13 protein-coding genes are annotated in these 19,533 nt (G+C 71.1%); 9 read left to right on the plus strand and 4 right to left on the minus strand.

All coding sequences use genetic code 11. The annotated features are described in order from the left end of the window. Positions 1-48 precede the first annotated feature (48 nt). Together ACXJKA_RS01700 and ACXJKA_RS01705 are read right to left on the minus strand one after the other, a co-directional pair. Positions 49-987, minus strand: a complete 939-nt coding sequence (locus ACXJKA_RS01700) for a carbohydrate ABC transporter permease (RefSeq protein ID WP_456823432.1) — start codon at positions 985-987, stop codon at positions 49-51. Next, positions 980-1,930 carry a carbohydrate ABC transporter permease gene (locus ACXJKA_RS01705; RefSeq protein WP_456823433.1) on the minus strand — a complete coding sequence of 317 codons (951 nt, stop codon included), beginning with the start codon at positions 1,928-1,930 and terminating at the stop codon, positions 980-982. The genes ACXJKA_RS01700 and ACXJKA_RS01705 overlap by 8 nt, the downstream gene beginning before the upstream one ends. Before the next feature lie 166 nt (positions 1,931-2,096). Here ACXJKA_RS01705 and ACXJKA_RS01710 point away from each other — a divergent pair, with 166 nt between their 5' ends. The 5 genes from ACXJKA_RS01710 (at position 2,097) to ACXJKA_RS01730 (ending at position 13,104) form a co-directional block, all read left to right on the plus strand. Next, positions 2,097-4,046 carry a DUF6807 family protein gene (locus ACXJKA_RS01710; RefSeq protein ID WP_456823434.1) on the plus strand — a complete coding sequence of 650 codons (1,950 nt, stop codon included), beginning with the start codon at positions 2,097-2,099 and terminating at the stop codon, positions 4,044-4,046. Beyond that, a complete protein-coding gene (locus tag ACXJKA_RS01715; protein WP_456823435.1) occupies positions 4,043-5,218 on the plus strand; it encodes a Gfo/Idh/MocA family protein in 1,176 nt (391 codons plus the stop codon). The genes ACXJKA_RS01710 and ACXJKA_RS01715 overlap by 4 nt, the downstream gene beginning before the upstream one ends. Positions 5,219-5,288: 70 nt before the next feature. After that, entirely contained in the window at positions 5,289-5,798 is a 510-nt protein-coding gene (locus ACXJKA_RS01720; RefSeq protein WP_456823436.1) for an ATPase, read from the plus strand. Between the two features lie 201 nt (positions 5,799-5,999). Further along, positions 6,000-6,881, plus strand: coding sequence for a hypothetical protein (locus ACXJKA_RS01725; protein WP_456823437.1), 882 nt, complete (start codon positions 6,000-6,002; stop codon positions 6,879-6,881). Between the two features lie 418 nt (positions 6,882-7,299). After that, positions 7,300-13,104 carry a rhamnogalacturonan lyase family protein gene (locus ACXJKA_RS01730; protein WP_456823438.1) on the plus strand — a complete coding sequence of 1,935 codons (5,805 nt, stop codon included), beginning with the start codon at positions 7,300-7,302 and terminating at the stop codon, positions 13,102-13,104. A 190-nt stretch (positions 13,105-13,294) separates the two neighbouring features. On the opposite strand, the gene ACXJKA_RS01735 is transcribed toward ACXJKA_RS01730, so the two are convergent. After that, positions 13,295-14,506, minus strand: a complete 1,212-nt coding sequence (locus tag ACXJKA_RS01735; protein ID WP_456823439.1) for an alpha-hydroxy acid oxidase — start codon at positions 14,504-14,506, stop codon at positions 13,295-13,297. A 543-nt stretch (positions 14,507-15,049) separates the two neighbouring features. On the opposite strand from ACXJKA_RS01735, the gene ACXJKA_RS01740 reads away from it, so the two are divergent. The 4 genes from ACXJKA_RS01740 to ACXJKA_RS01755 all read left to right on the plus strand — a co-directional run bounded on the left by ACXJKA_RS01740 (position 15,050) and on the right by ACXJKA_RS01755 (position 19,031). Beyond that, positions 15,050-16,375, plus strand: coding sequence for an ABC transporter substrate-binding protein (locus ACXJKA_RS01740; protein WP_456823440.1), 1,326 nt, complete (start codon positions 15,050-15,052; stop codon positions 16,373-16,375). Between the two features lie 138 nt (positions 16,376-16,513). Next, on the plus strand, positions 16,514-17,428 hold the full coding sequence (locus ACXJKA_RS01745; RefSeq protein ID WP_456823664.1) for a carbohydrate ABC transporter permease: 915 nt from the start codon (positions 16,514-16,516) through the stop codon (positions 17,426-17,428). After that, entirely contained in the window at positions 17,428-18,339 is a 912-nt protein-coding gene (locus ACXJKA_RS01750; RefSeq protein ID WP_456823441.1) for a carbohydrate ABC transporter permease, read from the plus strand. The genes ACXJKA_RS01745 and ACXJKA_RS01750 overlap by 1 nt, the downstream gene beginning before the upstream one ends. A gap of 44 nt (positions 18,340-18,383) precedes the next feature. Continuing rightward, on the plus strand, positions 18,384-19,031 hold the full coding sequence (locus ACXJKA_RS01755) for a hypothetical protein (protein WP_456823442.1): 648 nt from the start codon (positions 18,384-18,386) through the stop codon (positions 19,029-19,031). On the opposite strand, the gene ACXJKA_RS01760 is transcribed toward ACXJKA_RS01755, so the two are convergent. Continuing rightward, on the minus strand, positions 19,021-19,533 hold the full coding sequence (locus ACXJKA_RS01760) for a PadR family transcriptional regulator (protein WP_456823443.1): 513 nt from the start codon (positions 19,531-19,533) through the stop codon (positions 19,021-19,023). The two genes, ACXJKA_RS01755 and ACXJKA_RS01760, sit on opposite strands and share 11 nt — an antisense overlap.

Raw genomic sequence — 19,533 nt, forward strand, 5'->3', positions numbered from 1 at the left:
CTTGGATGACGAGGACGACGTTGTGCTGTCGGGAGGGGAGGGCCGGTGTTACTTGATGCCCGTCGTCGCGATCCCCTTGACCAGGTACTTCTGGCCGAAGAGGAACGCGAGGAAGACGGGGACGAGCGAGACGATCGACATCGCGAACATCGGGCCCCACGAGCTCGCGCCCGTGGAGTCCAGGAACGTACGAAGTGCAACCGGCGCGGTGTACATGTCCGGTCGGGTGAGGAAGATGAGCTGGCTGAAGAAGTCGTTCCACGTCCAGATGAACGTGAAGATCGCCGTGGTCGCCAGGGCCGGCAGCGACAGCGGGAGCATGATCCGCAGGTAGATCCGCCCGTGCCCGCAGCCGTCGAGCCGCGCGGCCTCGTCCAGCTCCCGGGGGATCCCGCGGAAGAACTGGACCATGAGGAAGATGAAGAACGCGTCCGTGGCCAGCAGCTTCGGCACGATCAACGGCAGGAACGTGTTGATCCAGTCCAGCCGGGCGAACAGGATGTACTGCGGCACGATGATCACGTGGATCGGCAGCATGATCGAGCCGAGCATGATCGCGAACCACAGCCGCCGGCCGCGGAACTCCAGCCGGGCGAAGGCGTAGGCCGCCATCGAGCAGCTGACCAGGTTGCCCAGCAGCGAGCCGAGCACGATGACCGCCGAGTTCATCAGGTACCGGCCGAACGGGTACTGCAGGGCGTTCCAGCCCTCCGAGTAGTTGGTCCAGTCGACGTCGGACGGGATCAGCGACACGTCCCGGAAGATCAGGTCGGTGGGCTTGAACGAGCTGACCAGCAACCAGATCAGCGGGTAGAGCATCAGCAGGCACAGCACGACGAGGCCTGTGTGCTTGAGCGCGGAGCGGCGGCGGGCCGGCCACGGGGAGCGGAGGCGTAGCGGCGGCGGTGCGTCGGCGGCCAGGGCGGAGATGCGCTGGGCGGGGCCGGGCGCGTCGGTGGGCGTGGGGCGCACGTGGACCTCAGTCATCGTAGAAGACCCAGAACTTGGAGGCGAAGAAGTTGATCGCGGTCATCACGCCGACGATGAAGACGAGCAGCCAGGCCATGGCGGACGCGTACCCCATGTCGAAGGCCGTGAAGCCCTTCTGGTAGAGGTAGAGCGTGTAGAACATCGTCGAGTCGGCCGGGCCGCCCGTGCCGCCGGAGACGACGAAGGCCTGCGTGAAGCTCTGGAAGGCGCCGATCACCTGGAGCACCAGGTTGAAGAAGATGATCGGCGTGAGCAGCGGGAGCGTGATGCTGCGGAACTTGCGCAGCACCCCCGCGCCGTCGATCGCGGCGGCCTCGTAGTACATCTCCGGGATCTGCCGGAGGCCGGCGAGGAAGATGATCATCGGCGCCCCGAACGTCCACACGTGCAGGAGCACGAGCGTGCCCAGCGCGGTCTCGGGGTCCGAGACCCAGCCCTTGCCGACGATGCCGAAGAGCGCGAGGAACTGGTTCACCAGTCCGTCGACCCCGAACACCTGGCGCCACAGGATGGCGACGGCGACCGAGCCGCCCAGGAGCGAGGGCAGGTAGAGGACCGACCGGTAGAACGCCAGTCCGCGCAGCCCGCGGTCGAGGATCAGGGCCAGCGCGAGCGCGGCGATCAGCTGCAGCGGCACCGCGGTGAACACGTAGGTGAACGTGACCCGTAGGGAGTTGAGCAGCCGGGGGTCCTCGAACATCCGCGTGTAGTTCTCGAGGCCGATCCACTTCGGTGGTGCGAGCAGGCTGTAGTCCGTGAAGGACAGGTAGCCCGACGCGATCATCGGGCCGATCGTGATGAGACCGAGGCCCAGGAACCAGGGGGCGAGGAAGATCGCCGCGCTCCGCCCGTCGCCGCGCCGGAGGGGTCGCCGCGTGGGCGCGCCCTTCTCGGCACGTGCGGACCGGGCGGTCCGGCGTAGCTCCGTCACTACGGACATGTCGTCGATCACCTCGATGTGTTCGCCGTGTGGAACCGATGAGAAACCGGTTCCTCGGCGGTACCGTAGCACTCGATTCTGTGGGTTGGGAACCGGTTTCCCGTGGTGTATGTTCGGCGCGGAGCCACCCCCTGAGGGAGGCCGAAGGTGACCGCTGGAGGCTGCAGTGACGCAGAACGGGTGGACGCGCAGCGCGTCGACCATCGCCGAGGTCGCGCATGCCGCAGGCGTCTCCCGGGCAACCGTGAGCCGGGTGATGAACGGCCGCTCCACGGTCGACCCCGAGCTCGCCGCGCGGGTGCGCGACGTGGCCGAGCAGCTGCACTACCGCCCCAGCAACACGGCGCGCAGCCTGTCGCTCGGCCGCACCAACACCGTCGCCGTCGTCGTCCCCGACCTGGCCAACCCGATGTTCCAGCAGGTCCTTCGCGGGGTCGCCTCCGCCGCGGGCGACGAGGGGTACCGGGTGCTCGTCGCGGACACGGCGGAGCACGCGGCCGACGAGGAGCGCATCGCCCTCGACGCCCGGCTGCGCTGCGACGCGCTCGTGCTGGTCTCGCCGCGGATGCCCGAGGCGGTCCTGCGGGCGCTGCTGCCCGAGATCGGCCCGGTGGTCGTGGTCAACCGCGCCGCCGACGGTGTGACCCCCACCTTGGCCATCGACTACGCCGCGGGGATCGACCAGATCGTCGCGCACCTGACGGGCCTCGGTCACCGCCACCTGCTCTACCTGGCCGGGCCGCCCGACAGCGCGTCGCACGGCGCGCGTCTGGACGCCCTGCGCGCGGCCGCCGCCCGGCGCGAGGACGTCCGGCTCAGCGAGCGGCCCGCCGGCTCGTCGGTCGAGTCCGGCTACGCCGCCGCGCAGGACGTGCTGGCCTCCCGCGCGACCGCCGTCGTCGCGTACAACGACCTGGTCGCGTTCGGACTGCTCGCCAGGCTCAACGAGCTCGGCGTCGCGGTGCCGGGCGACGTGTCGATCACGGGTTTCGACGACATCGAGCTCGCGCGGTTCGCGACGCCCTCCCTGACCACGGCGACGGTCCCGCAGGCGGAGCTCGGCCGCCAGGCGTGGGCGCACCTGCGCTCGCTGCTCGGGGGCGAGGTCCTAGACCCGACGCCCCCGCTGATCGCACCCRTCCTCGCGGTGCGCGCCAGCAGCGGGCCGGTGCCGCCGGCCGCGCGGCTCGGGCGTCGCGCGGCGTCGGACCCCGTCGGGCCCGAGGTGCCGGTGCTCACGGGCACGCGCTGGGCCCGTGACCTGGGCGCCTACCTGTTGTCCGGGGTGTCCTCCGGCTCGACGGTGCCGCTCGCCCGCTACGAGTCCGGCACCCGGGTGCCGGCCGTGCACGCGCCCCGCCCCTACCTGCACCCGGTGCACTCCGCGGCCGGCACCGCGCTCACCGAGATCAGCCCCGTCGACCACCGCCACCACTACGGCGTCTCGATGGCGGTCCCCGTGGTCAACGGCACCTCGTACTGGGGTGGCCGCACGTTCCTGCGCGACGAGGGCCCGACGCTGCTGCCCAACCACGGCCGGCAGATCAGCGAGGGCACGCGGCTGGCCGACGACGACGCCGCGCTGGTCGACGAGATCCTGTGGCGCGACGAGCGCGACCGCCCGCTCCTGCAGGAGGCCCGTCGGCTCCACGCGGCTCCCCTGCCGGACGGTCGCGGTTGGTCCCTGCGCTGGTCGAGCGTGCTGCACGCCGCGCACGGCCCCCTGCGCATCGAGAGCCCGGGCACCAACGGCCGTCCGGGCGCCGGCTACGGCGGGATCTTCTGGCGGCTGCCGGCGGCGGACGTCACCACCGTGCTGGGCGAGGGGCTGGTGGGCGAGGAGGCCGTGCACGGCAGCCTGTCCCCGTGGCTCGCGTTCGTGCAGCGGCGGGAGACCGCGACCACGACCGTCCTGCTGGTGCAGCCGCCGTCGCAGCTCCGCCCCTGGTTCGCGCGGGTCTCCGAGTACGTCGGCGCCGGACCCGCGCTCGCCTGGGACCGGGTGGTCGATGTGCCCGCCGGCGGCAGGCTCGACGTCGGGCTCGCCGCGGTCGTGGTGGACCGAGCGCTGGGTGCCGACGAGGCCGCGGAGCTCGCCGGGCAGGCGTGGGGATGACGGCCCGGGCGCCGTCCGCGACCGGGGTCGATGCCGGGACACGGCCGCCGACCGTCGCCGTCGTCGGCGTGCACGGGCACGGGGCCTCGCACGTCCGGAACGTCGCCGACCTGCAGGAACGCGGCCTCGCGACCCTCGCGGCGGTCGTCGACCCCCGACCCGTCGACGAGGGCACACCCTGGTTCCCGGACCTCGACACGCTCCTGGCGCAGGCGCCGCCCGACGTCGTCGTGCTCTCGACACCCATCCCGACGCACCTGCCGCTGGCGTCGGCGGCCCTGCGCGCCGGCTGCGACGTGCTGCTGGAGAAGCCGACGACCGCGTCTCTCGCCGAGCACGCGGCGCTCCTCGAGGTGGTCGAGCAGACCGGCCGGCTCTGCCAGGTCGGTTTCCAGACCTACGGCTCAGGGGCGGTCGACGAGCTCGCGCGCATCGTCGGCTCCGGCGAGCTCGGCCGGATCGACGGGGTCGGGGCGGTCGGCACGTGGGTGCGCACCGCGGAGTACTACGCGCGCGCTCCGTGGGCCGGTCGGCGGACCCTGGACGGGGTCGAGGTGGTCGACGGCGTCGTCACCAACCCCCTGGCGCACGCCGTCGCGACCGCGCTGCTCGTCGCCGGTGCGCGGACGGTCGACGACATCTCCGACGTGTGCGTCGACCTCTTCCGGGCGCACCCCATCGAGGCCGACGACACGTCCGCGGTGGTCGTCGAGACCCGCTCCGGCGTGCGCGTCTCGGCCGGGCTGACCCTCTGCGCGCCCGACCGCTCGCCCGCGCGCGTGACGGTCCGCGGGTCGCTGGGGACGGCGACGCTGCTCTACGAGACCGACGAGATCGAGGTCCGCTCGCCGCGCGGCACCCGGCGCATCCGGTGCGGTCGCGTGGACCTGCTGACCCAGCTGCTGACCGCGCGTGCCCATGCCGGCGTCGCGCTGCGGTGCTCGGTCGCCGACACCGGCGCGTTCCTGCGCGTGCTCGAGGCCGTGCGCACCGGCCCCGACCCGACCCCCGTCGCGGCCGAGCACGTCGAGTGGCGCGGCGAGGGGCCGTCGCGACACCCCGTGATCGCCGACATCGAGCACTGGTGCGCGCGGGTGGCCGACGAGGGTGCGACGTTCACGGCCCTCGGCGCGCCATTCGCGCGGACTGACGGCCTCGAGAGCAACATCTGACCCGTTGTCCCCGTCCAGAACGGGTCTGATGTTGTTCTCGCCGGCGCAATCCTGTGCGACCGTCTCGCGCATGGACGGTTACGAGCTGCTGGTCATCGGCGGGCGGTCCGGCGTCGGGAAGTCGACGGCCGCGTTCGCCCTGCACGCGTTGCTCCGTGCCGACGACATCTCCCACGCCGTGATCGAGGGGGACGCCCTCGACCTTGCCTGGCCGGTGCCGTGGGAGCACCGGCTGAGCATGCGGAACCTCGCCGCCGTCTGGGCGAACTACCGCGACCTCGGCTACCGGCGACTGGTCTACACCAACACGGTCGCGGTCCTCGAGGCCGACGAGCTCGCCGCGGCGATGGGCAGCTCGCCGCGCGTGACGTGCGTCCTGCTCACCGCGAGCGATGCCGTGGCGGACGCGCGGCTGGCCCTGCGCGAGTCGGGGTCGGAGCTCGAGGCGCACCGGTTGCGCTCCGCCGCCGCGGCGGCACGACTCGATGCCGACGCCCCCGCTGGAACGCACCGGATCGGCACCGACGGCCGTTCGCCGGACGAGGTCGCCCGAGCGATCCGCCGGGTGGTCGGCTGGTAGCGCGCTTGTCGTTCACCGCGTGGGTTCGCCAGTGCGCGATCCGCGCTGTGGTCGGCCGGTCGCGCGCTGCCGTTCACCGCGTGCGTTCGCCAGTCCATCCGAGCGCGGTGCTCGGCTGGTAGCTCGGGGTCCCGCCGCGAATGTTCGAGCGGCACGGTCGCGGCGGGTGATCGCGCGGGGCTGGTACGGCACGATCGGGGGGTGGTCGGACGGTGGCGGGTGGCGGTGGTCGTCGGCGTGCTCGCGCTGGCCGGCTGCACGGGCGGCTCGGCTGCTGAGCCGACCGCGCCGCCCACCCCCATCCCCGCCGACGTGCTGGCCGGGCTGTCCGTCGAGGTGCGTCAGGCGCGCAGCGACTGGGCGCTCCGCGTGGTGCAGCTGCGGGTGACCAACGCCGGACCCGGGGACGTGACGGTGACGGAGGCTCGGCTGACCACGCCGGACAACGAGGGCGTCGCGACGAGCGACCGAGAACGGCCCGTTCGTGCGGGGGTCGACCGGGACACGTCGGTGGCGCTCGGGAAGCCGGTGTGCGACGCCGCCGCTGGGCCGGCGCGTGCTGAGCTCGACCTGGAGGACGATGCGGGTCGGCGCTCGACCGTCGTCGTCGAGCCGGACGACCCGCAGGGACACCTGGCGCGCATCCACGGCGAGGACTGTGCGGCCGCCGCGGTCGCGGCCGGGGCGGCCCTGACGCTGGCCGACACCCTCCCCACCAGCGACGTGAACGGGACGCTCGCCGCCGAGGTGGAGCTGGAGGTCGCACCGGTGGTCGGCGGGCCGCGGGTCGAGATCAGCGGGGTGGACGGGACCGTGCTGCTTGCGCCGCTCGGGGGAGCGGCCGGCTGGCCCACCGACGTCGACACGGCCGACGGTGCCTCGCGGACGGTGCCGCTGACGCTCGTGCCGTCGCGGTGCGACCCGCACGCCGTCGCCGAGGACAAGCGCGGCACGTTCTTCGGCGTGCACTCACGGGTGGACGGGGTCGAGCAGCCCGTGTTCTACGTCGCCGCCGGCGACCAGCTGCGCGGGGCGCTCCACGAGTTCGTCGGCGAGTCGTGCGGGATGCCGGGCGCCGGATGATGGCCGTCGGGCGAGGGCGCGGTCCCGGTGTCCCACTCCGGCGTGGCCGTCGGTGGCTGACGTCGTGCGAACCCTCGGCTTCGGCGCCGAGCTGACCCAATTTCTGGGACTCGATCATTCTCTCGGGTGCCACGTGCGCATCTGCTGAGTCGGGATCGGGCCGCGACACATCGCCGCAGGTCAGAAGGCTCGTGTCGGCCCGACGGCCGCGACCATGACAGCGTAGTCCGGGCCCGCCGCGAGTACGGTCCGCGCGGAAAGCAACGTGGCGAGCGCTTTCCCCAGTTTGCCCGAAACCCTTGCGCGGTCCTCGACGGATGGGTAGGAATGTCCTGCTTGCTCGGGTGAATCGTTACAAGGTGAAACGATTCACCGTCGATCGGGCACCGCTCTCAACGACGAGACCAAGGGTGATGCCATGCGCCGGACGCGCGCGCACGACGAGGGACCAGAAGCACGGGCGGCACGGCCGTCCGTCGCGGGACGAGGGACGGTTCTGGCACCGACGGCGCGACGCGCCTCGCGTGGCCTCGCCGCAGCCGCGGCGGCGCTCACGGCCGCCGCCGTGATCGCCGCGGGCGGTCTGCCCGCCCTCGCGGCCGACCCGCCGACCACGTGGAAGTTCGACCTGGGCACCGCGACCAGCCCGGTCGCCGACGGCTACCAGCAGGTGACCGACGCGACGCGCTACAGCGCCGCGACCGGCTTCGGCATCGTGCCGGCCGACGGCGTCACCCCGATCTCGCGCGACCGCGGCGCCGCCGACCCCGGGGACCGTGACTTCGTCCTCGCGACGAGCTGGTCGTTCGTGCTCGACGTGCCCAACGGCACCTACGACGTGACGGTCCGCTCGGGCGACCTGCTCGCGGGCACCAGCACCACGAAGACGACGGTGACCCTCGAGGGCGCCGGCGGCGGGACCCTGAGCACCAAGGCGGCCGCGATCGCCGGGACCTGGCCGGTGACCGTCGCCGACGGTCAGCTGACGGTGGGGATCACCGGCGCGGGCGCGGGTGGCTACGTCAACTCGATCGTCGTCTCGCAGACCGGCACGACGCCGCCCGTCGACCCCGACCCCGAGCCCGACCCGGGCACCTCGACCATCGCCGCACCCACCTCGGTGCGCATGGCCCACGTGACGCCGAGCGCCGTGACGCTGCGCTGGAACGAGGTCGCCGGAGCCACCGGCTACGTGGTCTCGCGGTCCGACGCGGTCGACGGCACCTACACCGAGGTGGCCCGGACCGGCGCGCGCGAGGTGTTCACCACCGACGCCGTCGACACCTCGACCCTGCGCTACTACCGCGTGCAGACCATCGACGCCGCCGGTCTGTCGACCCCGTCTGCCGCCGCCGTGAGCAGCCTGCCGACGCCCGCGACCGCGCCGGCCGTGCTCGACTTCGACCTGGGCAGCGGCGCCCTCGCGCCGGGCGCCACGCGGCTCGACGCCACGAGCGCGTACTCGGCGACCACCCGCTACGGCTTCGTCGACACCCGCGCGGTCACCGCGACCGACCGGGCGACGGCCGACCCGCTGCGCTCCGACTTCGTGAGCGTGGGCGACACCGAGCTCGTCGTCGACCTGCCCAACGGCGACTACACAATGAGCCTGATCGCGGGCGACGCCACCGAGGCGACGGACGTCGCGATCACGGCCGAGCAGATGGCCAAGGTGGCGCCGACGACCAAGGCGGCGGGCCAGTTCCTCGAGATGTCGTTCGACATCGCGGTGGTCGACGGCCAGCTCAACCTCGAGTTCTCCGGCACCGCGCCGAAGCTCAACGAGCTCCGCATCGCCGCGCAGAGCCCCCGCGCGCCGGGGGCCGAGCCGACGGTGTGGGTCACCGGCGACTCGACGGTCCAGAGCTACACCGCGGACTACGCGCCGCAGGCCGGCTGGGGCCAGATGATCGATCGGTTCCTGTCCGACGACGTCACGGTGGACAACCGGGCGATCGGCGGCCGCTCGTCGAAGAACTTCATCAGCCAGGGCCGGCTGGACGAGGTGCTGCGCCTGGTCAAGCCGGGCGACTACGTGTTCGTGCAGTTCGGGCACAACGACGCGACCTACGGGGTCGACGACCGCTTCGCCGCTCCCGCCGACTACGCCGAGTACCTGCGGACGTACGTCGACGGCGCCGTGCAGCGCGGGGCCACGCCGGTGATCGTCACGCCCGTCTCGCGGCGCAGCTTCGACCCGGCGACGGGCAAGTTCAACGTCTCGTTCCCGGAGTACGTGGCTGCGGCGACGGCGCTGGCGACCGAGACCGGGACGCCGTTGGTCGACCTCGCGGCATCCAGCCGGGCGTACCTCGACCAGATCGGTCCGGAGGCGTCGACGAGCGTGTTCCTGCACGTCCCGGCCGGGGTCTACCCGGGCCGCCCGACGGGCACCATCGACGACACCCACTTCCAGGAGTACGGCGCCATCCAGATGGCCCGCCTGGTCGCTTCTGGCATCGCCGAGCTGGACGTCCCGCTGGCCGACGAGGTCGTCGACGCCGAGCCGCCGGCGCAGGTCCCGGCCGCGCCGGCCGGGGTCGTCGCGGGCAGTGTCTCCAACGCCGGGGTCCAGCTGACCTGGACGGCGAGCGAGGGCGCGGACATCTACCAGGTGTTCCGCAAGGACGCCGCCGCGGGCGACGACGCGTACGCGCTGGTCGCCACGTCGACGCTGCCGCAGGCCGCCGTCGGCGGGCTGGTCGAAGGGGCGTCGTACGACCTGCGGGTCGTGGCCGTCAACGGCCGCGGATCGTCGGCCCCGTCGGCCGCCGTGCGGGTCACGACGAAGGCCGCGCTGTACAAGTTCGACGTGCAGCTGGCCGGCGGCCCGCTCATGCCGGGCTACACCGAGCTGAGCCAGAACTCGCGGTACACCCCGGAGATCGGCTGGGGCTGGCTGGACCCGACGGGTCTGGGCGGCCGCGACCGCGGGCTCAACTTCACGCCGCCGCCGAACGACCTGCAGCGCGACTTCCTGCTGCCGGGTACGCAGCACGTGTTCGCGGTCGACGTGCCCGACGGCAGCTACGCCGTCAAGACGTACAACGGCGACTGGATCGGCACCAGCCGCTCCAACGTCCAGATCGAGGGCAAGGACTTCGGCGCCTCCAACGCGGGCGCGGGGTCGGTCTCGGAGAAGGTCAGCCAGCCGGTGCTCGTCACCGACGGCCAGCTGAACCTCGTGATGACCGGCGCCTCCTCCCGCCTGAACGGCATCGAGATCACGCCGCTGCTGCTCGCGCCGTCGGGTCTGACCCTCGACGACCTGAGCATCGACGGCTCGTCGGTGAACGTCTCGCTCAGCTGGACGGGCACGGACGACTCCGCGGGCTACCGGGTCTACCGGAAGGCGGCCGGCGCCTCCGCGGCGGTCGCGCTCGGTGACGTCACGACGACGACGTTCGTCGACACCACGCCCGACGTCGGGCTGGCGTACGAGTACCACGTCGTCGCCCTCGACCCGAGCGGGCTCGAGTCGGTGCCGACGGACACGCTCGACGTCACCACCGTCGACCCCGACGTGCCGACGGCCGCGGTGCCGACCGGCCTCAAGCTCGGCGCGGTCAACAAGAACGACGTCACGTTCACCTGGGACGCCGTCGACGGCGCGCTGTTCTACCAGGTGTCGCGGCAGGCGAAGGACGGCTCGTTCGTCGTCGTCGGGCGTGCGGACGGTCCGGCGTACACCGACACGACCGTGCTGACCACGATCGAGTACACGTACAAGGTCGCGTCGGTGAACGCGGGTGGTGTGTCGGCGGCGTCGTCGTCGCTCACGACCCCCGCAGTCACCACGCTCGCGCGGCAGGCGGAGCGCCTCGACCGGTCGCCGGTCGCGGTGAAGACCGACGGCGGCGTCTACCTCGGCTGGCGACAGCTGGGCCTCGACCCCGACTCGATCGCGTTCCACGTGTACCGGGACGGCAAGAAGATCACCACGCTGCCCCTCACCACCAGCACCAACCTGCTGGACGCGGGCGGCAAGGCGACGTCGGTCTACCGGGTGAGCTCGGTGGTCGACGGGATCGAGCGCTGGGCCACGGGCGAGTTCCGCGTGTGGGACAGCCAGCACCTGGACGTGCCGCTGGACAAGCCGGCCGACGCGTACACCAAGGACGGTCAGCCCTACACGTACAACGCCAACGACGCCTCCGTCGGGGACGTCGACGGTGACGGGCAGTACGAGGTCATCGTGAAGTGGGACCCGTCCAACTCGAAGGACAACTCGCAGGCCGGGTACACCGGCAACGTCTACGTCGACGCGTACGAGCTGGACGGCACGCGCCTGTGGCGCATCGACCTGGGCCAGAACATCCGGGCCGGCGCGCACTACACACAGTTCCAGGTCTACGACCTGAACGGCGACGGGAAGGCCGAGGTCACCCTGAAGACCGCGGACGGCACGGTCGACGGCGTCGGCGCGGTCATCGGCGACGCGCGGGCGGACTACCGGAACTCGTCGGGCTACGTGCTCACCGGGCCGGAGTTCCTCACGGTGTTCAACGGGGCCACGGGCGCGGCGATCGACACGGTCGACTACACGCCGCCGCGCGGTGACGTGGCCGCGTGGGGCGACGCCTACGGCAACCGGGTCGACCGCTTCCTCGCCGGGGTCGCGTACCTCGACGGCGAGCACCCGAGCGTCATCTTCAGCCGCGGGTACTACACGCGGGCCGTCCTGGTCGCCTACGACTTCGACGGGTCGCAGCTGGTGAAGCGGTGGACGTTCGACTCCGACGTGTCCGGCTCGCAGTACATGGGCCAGGGCAACCACAACCTGTCGGTGGCCGACGTCGACGGCGACCAGAAGGACGAGATCGTCTACGGGTCGATGACCATCGACGACGACGGCACGGCGCTCTACAGCACCGGGCTCGGCCACGGGGACGCGCTGCACGTCAGCGACCTCGACCCCAGCCGGCCGGGCCTCGAGGTGTTCGCGGTGCACGAGGAGGCGCCGCGCAGCAAGGGAATCGGGGCGACGTTCCGCGACGCCAAGACCGGGGAGGTGCTCTGGTCGATGCCGGCCACCGCCGACACGGGCCGCGGTGCCTCGGGCGACATCGACGCCTCGCACCCGGGCTCGGAGTCCTGGGCCGTCACCACCGACGGCACGTGGAACTCGCGGTCGGGAGAGATGCGGGCGGCCGACGGCTCCCTGATCAGCACCACGATCCCGGCGGCGAACTTCCTCACCTGGTGGGACGGTGACCTCCTGCGGGAGATCACCGACCACGACTGGGACACGACGGCGCTCACCGGCGTCCCGACGATCGCCAAGTGGAACCCCAGCACGGCCAGATCTACTGAGCTGTACAGAGCGACTGGCACCCTGTCCGACAACGGCACCAAGGGCACACCCGCCCTGCAGGCCGACCTGTTCGGCGACTGGCGCGAGGAGATCGTCACCCGCCTGGCCGACTCGTCGGCCCTCCGGATCGCCACGACGGTGGACCTCACCGACCACCGGTTCCGCACCTTGCAGTCCGACCCGGTCTACCGGCTCGGGGTCGCCTGGCAGAACACCGGCTACAACCAGCCGCCGCACACGGGCTACTTCCTGGGTGACGGGATGTCGACGCCGCCGGCGCCGAGAATCGTCTACACGGGCGCGGCGACGGGCCCGGACGAGCGAGTTCCGGGACCGGCGACGGCCGCACCGGGCAAGGGCGTGCTGTCCAGCGACAACTGGGACGACGACAGCAGCTACACGGTCGCCATGAACCTGTGGTGGGGCCAGAACGCCCAGACCGTGACGCTGCTGGAGAACGGGGTCAAGGTGGCCACGCGCGACCTGGTGGACGCCACCCCGAACGCCCAGTCGGCGGCCTTCCAGATCGCCGGCAAGCCCAACGGGACGTACGTCTACACCGCGGTGCTGACCAATCAGCACGGCTCGACGACGACGGCACCTCTGACCGTCAAGGTCACCGCGGCCAACCCGGGCGCGCCGGTGCTCAGCGCGGACAACAAGGACGGCGACGGGTCGTACACGGTCACCACCAACCTCTGGTGGGGGACGAACGCGACCGTCTACCGGCTGTACGAGGACGGGGTGCTCATCGACACCCAGTCCCTGACGGCCAACGGGTTCAACGCGCAGAAGGCGACGACGTCGGTCACCGGCCGTGCGATCGGCACGCACGTCTACCGCGCCGAGCTGGCCAACCCGCTCGGGTCGACCAGCAGCCCGGAGCTGAAGGTCAGGGTCACGCGCTGACCTGAGCAGACGACGGCCGGTCCGGGTAGCTCCTCCCACCCGGGCCGGCCGTCGTGGCATCCCCGCCGCAACGTCCGCACTCCTGCGGTCTGGGGTCCGACCGAGTGCGGACGTCCGGCGCAGACGCAGCGCAACGTCCGCACTCCTGCGGGCCGGAGGCCGACCGAGTGCGGACGTTGCGGAAGGTCCGTCAGGGGAGCCGTACGTGCTGCGGGCCCAGCTCCTTGACCGTGGAGACGCCCAGGAGGGCCATGGTGCGACGGACCTCGCGCTCGAGGATGTCGACCGCCCGGTCGACGCCGCGCTCGCCGCCGGCCATGAGGCCGTAGAGGTAGGCGCGGCCGACGAGGGTCGCGTCAGCGCCGAGGGCCAGCGCGGCGACCACGTCGGCGCCGGACATGATGCCCGTGTCGACCCAGACCTGGGTGCGGTCGCCGACGGCCTCGGCGACATCCGGCAGGAGGCGCAGGGGGACCGGCGCGCGGTCGAGCTGGCGGCCGCCGTGGTTGGACAGCACGATGGCGTCGGCGCCCGCGTCGGTCACCCGGCGGGCGTCCTCGACGGTCTGGATGCCCTTGATGATCAGCGGCCCGTCCCAGGAGGCGCGGATCCACTCGAGGTCCGCGAACGTCATGGTCGGGTCGAAGAGCTTGTCCAGCAGGTCCGCGACGGTGCCCGACCAGGTGGTCAGCGACGCGAACGTCAAGGTCTCCGTGGTGAGCAGGTTCATCCACCAGGCGGGGTGGGTCGCGGCGTCGAGGACCGTCTTGACGGTGAGCGCCGGCGGGATGGAGAAACCGTTGCGGGCGTCGCGCAATCGGGCGCCGGCCACCGGGACGTCGACCGTGAGCATGAGCGCCTCGTAGCCGGCGGCCTTGGCGCGGGCCATGAGGTCCTCGCCCGCCGAGCGGTCCTTCCAGACGTACAGCTGGAACCACTTGCGGGCGTCGGGACCGGCCTTGGCGACCTCCTCGATCGACGTCGTGCCCATCGTCGACAACGCGTACGGGATGCCGCGGCGCTGGGCCACGCGGACCACCGCGCGCTCGCCCTCGTGGTTCATCATCCGCGTGAAGCCGGTCGGGGCGAACGCGAACGGGAGGGCGCTCGGCGTGCCGATCATGTCGGTGGTCGGGTCCACGTGGGACACGTCGTGCAGGATCGACGGCTGGAACTCGAGCTGGTGGAACAGCGACCGGGCGCGGCGCAGGCTGATCTCGGCCTCGGCGGCGCCGTCGGTGTAGTCGAACACCGACCGCGGGGTCCGCTTGCGCGCCAGCGTGCGCAGGTCCGCGATGGTCAGCGCGTCGGCCAACCGGCGCTTGGTGCGGTTGAGCTCGATCGGCTTCGGGCGCATCAGCGGCTTGAGCTCGGACCACGAGGGGATCTGACGGTCGGTCACCGGGGACTCCAGAGTGTGTGGCGCGTCGTCGGGCAGCACGGAGTTTGAAACGATACAACAGGTGGGGCCGGAGCTCCATGGCCTGCCACTCGACGGTAGCAACCCACGCCCCTCGAGCAGCCAGCCGGACGTCCGCAAGATCGAGCGCCCCACGGCCGCGAGTGCGGACGCTACGCGGGTAGGTCCGGGACGTCCGCACATTCGAGCGTCGGGGCGACCGGATCTGCGGACACTGCGAGGGGGTGGCTGGGACGTCCGCGCGTTCGGGTGTTCGGACGGCCGGATCTGCGGACGCTACGCGCGTAGGTCTGGACGTCCGCACATTCGAGCGTCCGGGCGGCCGGATCTGCGGACGCTGCGCCCGGCCGGCGGTCGCGCGCTGTCCCGGGCGCCCGAGCCGCCGGTACCCGGTCGACGTGGCATGGTGGACGCTGGCCCAGCAGAGGTTTGTAACGATTCAGCGCAAGCCGTTGACAGCCCGGTAAGCGCTCGCCTAACGTCCGGAATGCGCTTTCACACCCCGAGCAAGGAGGCTCAACGACGATGAAGCGAACCCTTTGGAAGACGGCCGCAGTAGCCGCCGTCGCTGCCCTCGCCCTGACCGCCTGCTCGTCTGGCGGTTCCGGCGACTCCGAGCCCACGGCCAGCTCCACCGGCCCGGACACGTCACCTGTCACCCTCAACTTCACGTGGTGGGGCAACGACGACCGGGCCACCCGCTACAACCAGGCCCTGGCGCTCTTCAAGGAGAAGTACCCGTACATCACGGTCCAGACCAGTTTCGCTGCGTTCCCGGACTACTGGACGGCCCGCTCCACCGAGGCAGCCGGCCGCGCCCTCCCGGACGTCATGCAGTTCGACCTGTCGTACCTGCGTGAGTTCAACCAGAACGGGCAGCTGCTCGACCTGCAGGAGTACGTCGACAACGGCACGATCGACCTGTCGGGCTTCGACGAGACGCTCACCAAGGCGGGTGTCCTCGACGACAAGCTGATCGGCATCCCGACGTCGACCAACACGTTCGCCATGTTCCAGAACCCGAACGTGATCGAGCAGACGGGGGCCACGTTCCCGGACGATGCCGACTACACCTGGGACGACTACAACACCTTCATCAAGGACGTCTCCGGCGCCGGCGAGAAGACGGCCGACGGCTACGGCCTGTACGGCGCGGGCGACTACACGGGCACCTTCTGGTTCTTCATCCAGTGGCTGCTGCAGGAGGGTAAGACGCCCTTCAAGGACGACGGCACGTTCGGCTTCACGGAGAAGGACGTCGTCAAGTTCCTCGACCTCACGGCCGACCTGCGGGCGGACAAGCTGGTCTACCCGACCGACCGCGGGCTCGCGCTCGCTCCCAAGGGTGGGTTCACCGTGAACGAGGCGGCGTCCGAGATGAGCTGGGACAACTTCCTGGCCGGCTACGTCGCCGACTCGGGCACGGCGAACCTCTCGATGGCGCAGATCCCGTCGGTCAAGCCCGGCGAGAAGCACCTGTTCTTCAAGCCGTCGATGCTGCTGTCCTCGGGCGCCAATACGAAGCACCCGGAGCAGGCCGCGACGCTGATCAACTTCCTGCTCACGGACCCCGAGGTCGGGAAGATCTTCGGCACGTCGAAGGGTGTGCCGGCCGACACCGACCAGCGCGCCGCCGTCGACACGACCGAGGGCAGCGTCGACGCCCAGGTCATCGCGTACGAGGAGAAGGTCGCCGAGCAGGTGACGGAGTCCACGCCGATCCCCGTCAAGGGCTTCGGCACCATCGAGGCCAAGTGGAAGACCCTCGCCGAGGACCTCGGCTACGGCAACATCACGCCGGAGGACTTCGCTTCGCAGTGGTTCGCTGAGGCGGAGATGTCCACCCAGTGATCCCGGCGGTGGGCCGCCCGCACGCCCGGGCGGCCCACCCCGTCGCGATCCGCACGACGGACCGCAGCGAACTGACCGCACAACGAACGGATCACGCTCGTGACCCTCACTGCCGAGGCTCCGACGACGGGCTCCTCGATCGCCGCGCACTCCGCCGCCAAGAAGCGCCGGAAGCGGGCCGAGGCCCGGGCCGGCTATGCCTTCCTGAGCCCCTGGCTGCTCGGCTTCCTGCTCCTCACCGCAGGCCCGATGCTCGCCTCCCTGTACCTGGCGTTCACGAACTACAACCTGTTCGCGCCACCCCAGTGGATCGGCCTCGAGAACTTCCAGCGCCTGTTCCACGACCCGAACTACGCCCAGGCGTGGAAGGTCACCCTCACCTACGTGGTGCTGGGCACGCCGATCAAGCTCCTCGCGGCCCTGGCCGTGGCGATGCTGCTGAACAACGCCTTCAGCGGCAAGGGCTTCTACCGGTCCTCGTTCTACGCACCCTCGCTCATCGGCGCCTCGGTCTCGATCGCGATCGTGTGGAAGGCCATGTTCATCGACAAGGGCATCGTCGACCAGGTCCAGCAGTTCTTCGGCTTCCCGGCCGGCGGCTGGGTGGGTGACCCGGCGCGCACGATGCCGATGCTCATCCTGCTGACGGTGTGGCAGTTCGGAGCGCCGATGGTCATCTTCCTGGCCGGGCTCAAGCAGATCCCCGTGGAGCTGTACGAGGCCGCAGCCGTCGACGGCGCCGGCCCGTGGCGCAAGTTCCTTCGAATCACGTTGCCCATGCTCTCGCCGGTGATCTTCTTCAACCTGCTGCTCGAGATGATCCACGCCTTCCAGATCTTCGCCTCCGCGTTCATCATCTCCAACGGCACCGGCGGCCCGGCGAGATCGACGCTCTTCTACACGCTCTACCTCTACTTCCGCGGGTTCCAGGACTTCCAGATGGGATACGCGTCCGCGATGGCCTGGATCCTCGTCATCGTCGTCGGTGCCCTCGCCGCCGTCTTCTTCAAGACCTCGAAGTCCTGGGTCCACTACTCGGGGGAGGGCAAGTGATGAGCACCGTCACCGCCAGTGCCAACAGCCTCGTCAGCTCGCAGGACAGCGCACGGCTGCGCCAGTCCAGCAAGAACCGCAAGCGCGGAAAGGCCCTGCTCTTCCACGTGAGCTCGCTGGTTCTCGTCGCGATCGTGCTGTACCCGGCGCTCTGGATGCTCATGTCGTCGTTCAAGCCGAGCAGCGAGATCGTCGGCAACGTCAGCCTGATCCCCACCGACGCGACGCTCGCCAACTTCCAGAAGGCCATCGAGGGCATCGGTGGCGTCTCGTTCTGGAGGTTCTTCACCAACTCGGTGATCCTGGCCGTCGGCTCCGTGGTCGGCATCACGATCTCGTGCTCGCTCAGCGCCTACGCGTTCGCCCGCATCGAGTTCCCCGGCCGCAACGTGTTCTTCGCGCTCATGATCGGCACGCTGCTGCTGCCGTTCCACGTCGTGATCATCCCGCAGTACATCGTGTTCAACCGGCTCGGCCTGGTGGACACGTTCGTGCCGCTGCTCATCGGCAAGTTCCTGGCCGCGGAGGCGTTCTTCGTCTTCCTCATGGTCCAGTTCATGCGCAACCTGCCGCGTGAGCTCGACGAGGCCGCGCGCATCGACGGGGCCGGGCACGTGCGGATCTTCCGGTCGATCATGCTGCCGCTGATGAAGCCGGCCCTGGTCACCAGCTCGATCTTCGCGTTCATCTGGTCCTGGAACGACTTCTTCGGTCCGCTGCTGTACCTCAAGCGGCCCGACCTGTACTCGCTCCCGATCGCCCTGCGGCTCTTCGTCGACCAGACGACGACGTCCGACTACGGCGCCCAGATGGCCATGGCCGTCCTCGCGCTGGTGCCCGTGATGATCTTCTTCCTCGTGTTCCAGCGGTATCTCGTCGAGGGCGTCGCCACGCAGGGCCTCAAGGGCTGATGGTCGTTTCCGCTGGGGCGCGGCGGCGTGTGAGGCTGGGCGCCATGAGCTCTCAGGTTCCCGACGACGACGCGGGCCGCGCGACGCCGCCGGAGGACGACACCACGCCAGGTCCCGACCAGAAGCCGCTGCTCGGCGGCGGACGGTTCGGCCTCTTCAGCGAGGCGCTGCTGGTCGGTCTCGGGGTCTCCGTGCTCAGCCTGCCGATCGTCACGGCGGTCCCCGCGCTCGCCGCCGGCGTGTCCCACGTCCGCCGCCACCTCGACGGCCGGCCCGACACCCTCGCGGCCCTCTGGGAGGACTTCAGGGTGGCCTGCCGCGGCGTGTGGGCGGTGTCGATCGGCGCGCCGCTGCTGCTCGCGGTGTTCCTGTTCAACCTGCAGCTGGCCGGCTCGGGCGGCCTGCCCGGCGGGACCGGGGTGCGCGTCGCGACGGTGTTCCTGGTCGCGATCCTGCTGGTCGTCGTCCTGCGCGCAGCCGCTGGCTGGTCGCCCGGCGCGCGGTGGGGCACGGTCGTCCAGGCGGCCGCCAAGCGCGCGGGCGACGACCTCATGGGCACGTTCCTGCTGGTCGTGGCCCTCGGGCTCTGCGCCGTGATGATCTGGATGCTCGCGCCGCTGGCGGTCGTCGTGCCCGGGCTGCTGTCGCTCGCGGTCGTCGCGGTCGAGCACCGCGCGGCCGTCAGGGGCTGAGCGCGGCGATCGACGACTCGGCCCACTCCGCCTGCGCACGCGCCGTCGCCTCACCGGCGGCGATCGTCACCAGGAAGTACGGGCGGTCGGGGCTCACCGGCTCGGCCTCGACCTGCGCGCGGATCGCCGCCAGGGTTGCCAGCGTGGCCTGCGCCTCGTCGTGGGCGTCGCGCAGCAGCGCGATGCACGCCTCCGGTCCGAGCGTGCTCCCGAAGAACAGGCGCAGGAGCAGGCCGTTGCGCGGTGGTGTGCGGTCGATCGGCTCGGCCAGCAGCTCGCGCAGCATCGTCCGGCCGGCCGGCGTGATCGCGAACAAGCCGTCCTCCTTGCGCACCAACGCGTCGGCCTCGAGCCGGGCGAGCGTCGGGTAGATCTGGCCGAAGCTCTCGCTCCAGAAGTGGCCGAGCGTCTGCGTGATCGCCCCCCGCAGCGCATAGCCGGTCATGGGCTCGACGGACAGTGCCCCGAGGACGGCGAGCTCGGTCTGGGGTCGTCGCGACAT

The sequence above is a fragment of the Cellulomonas sp. P5_E12 genome, assembly GCF_054049315.1.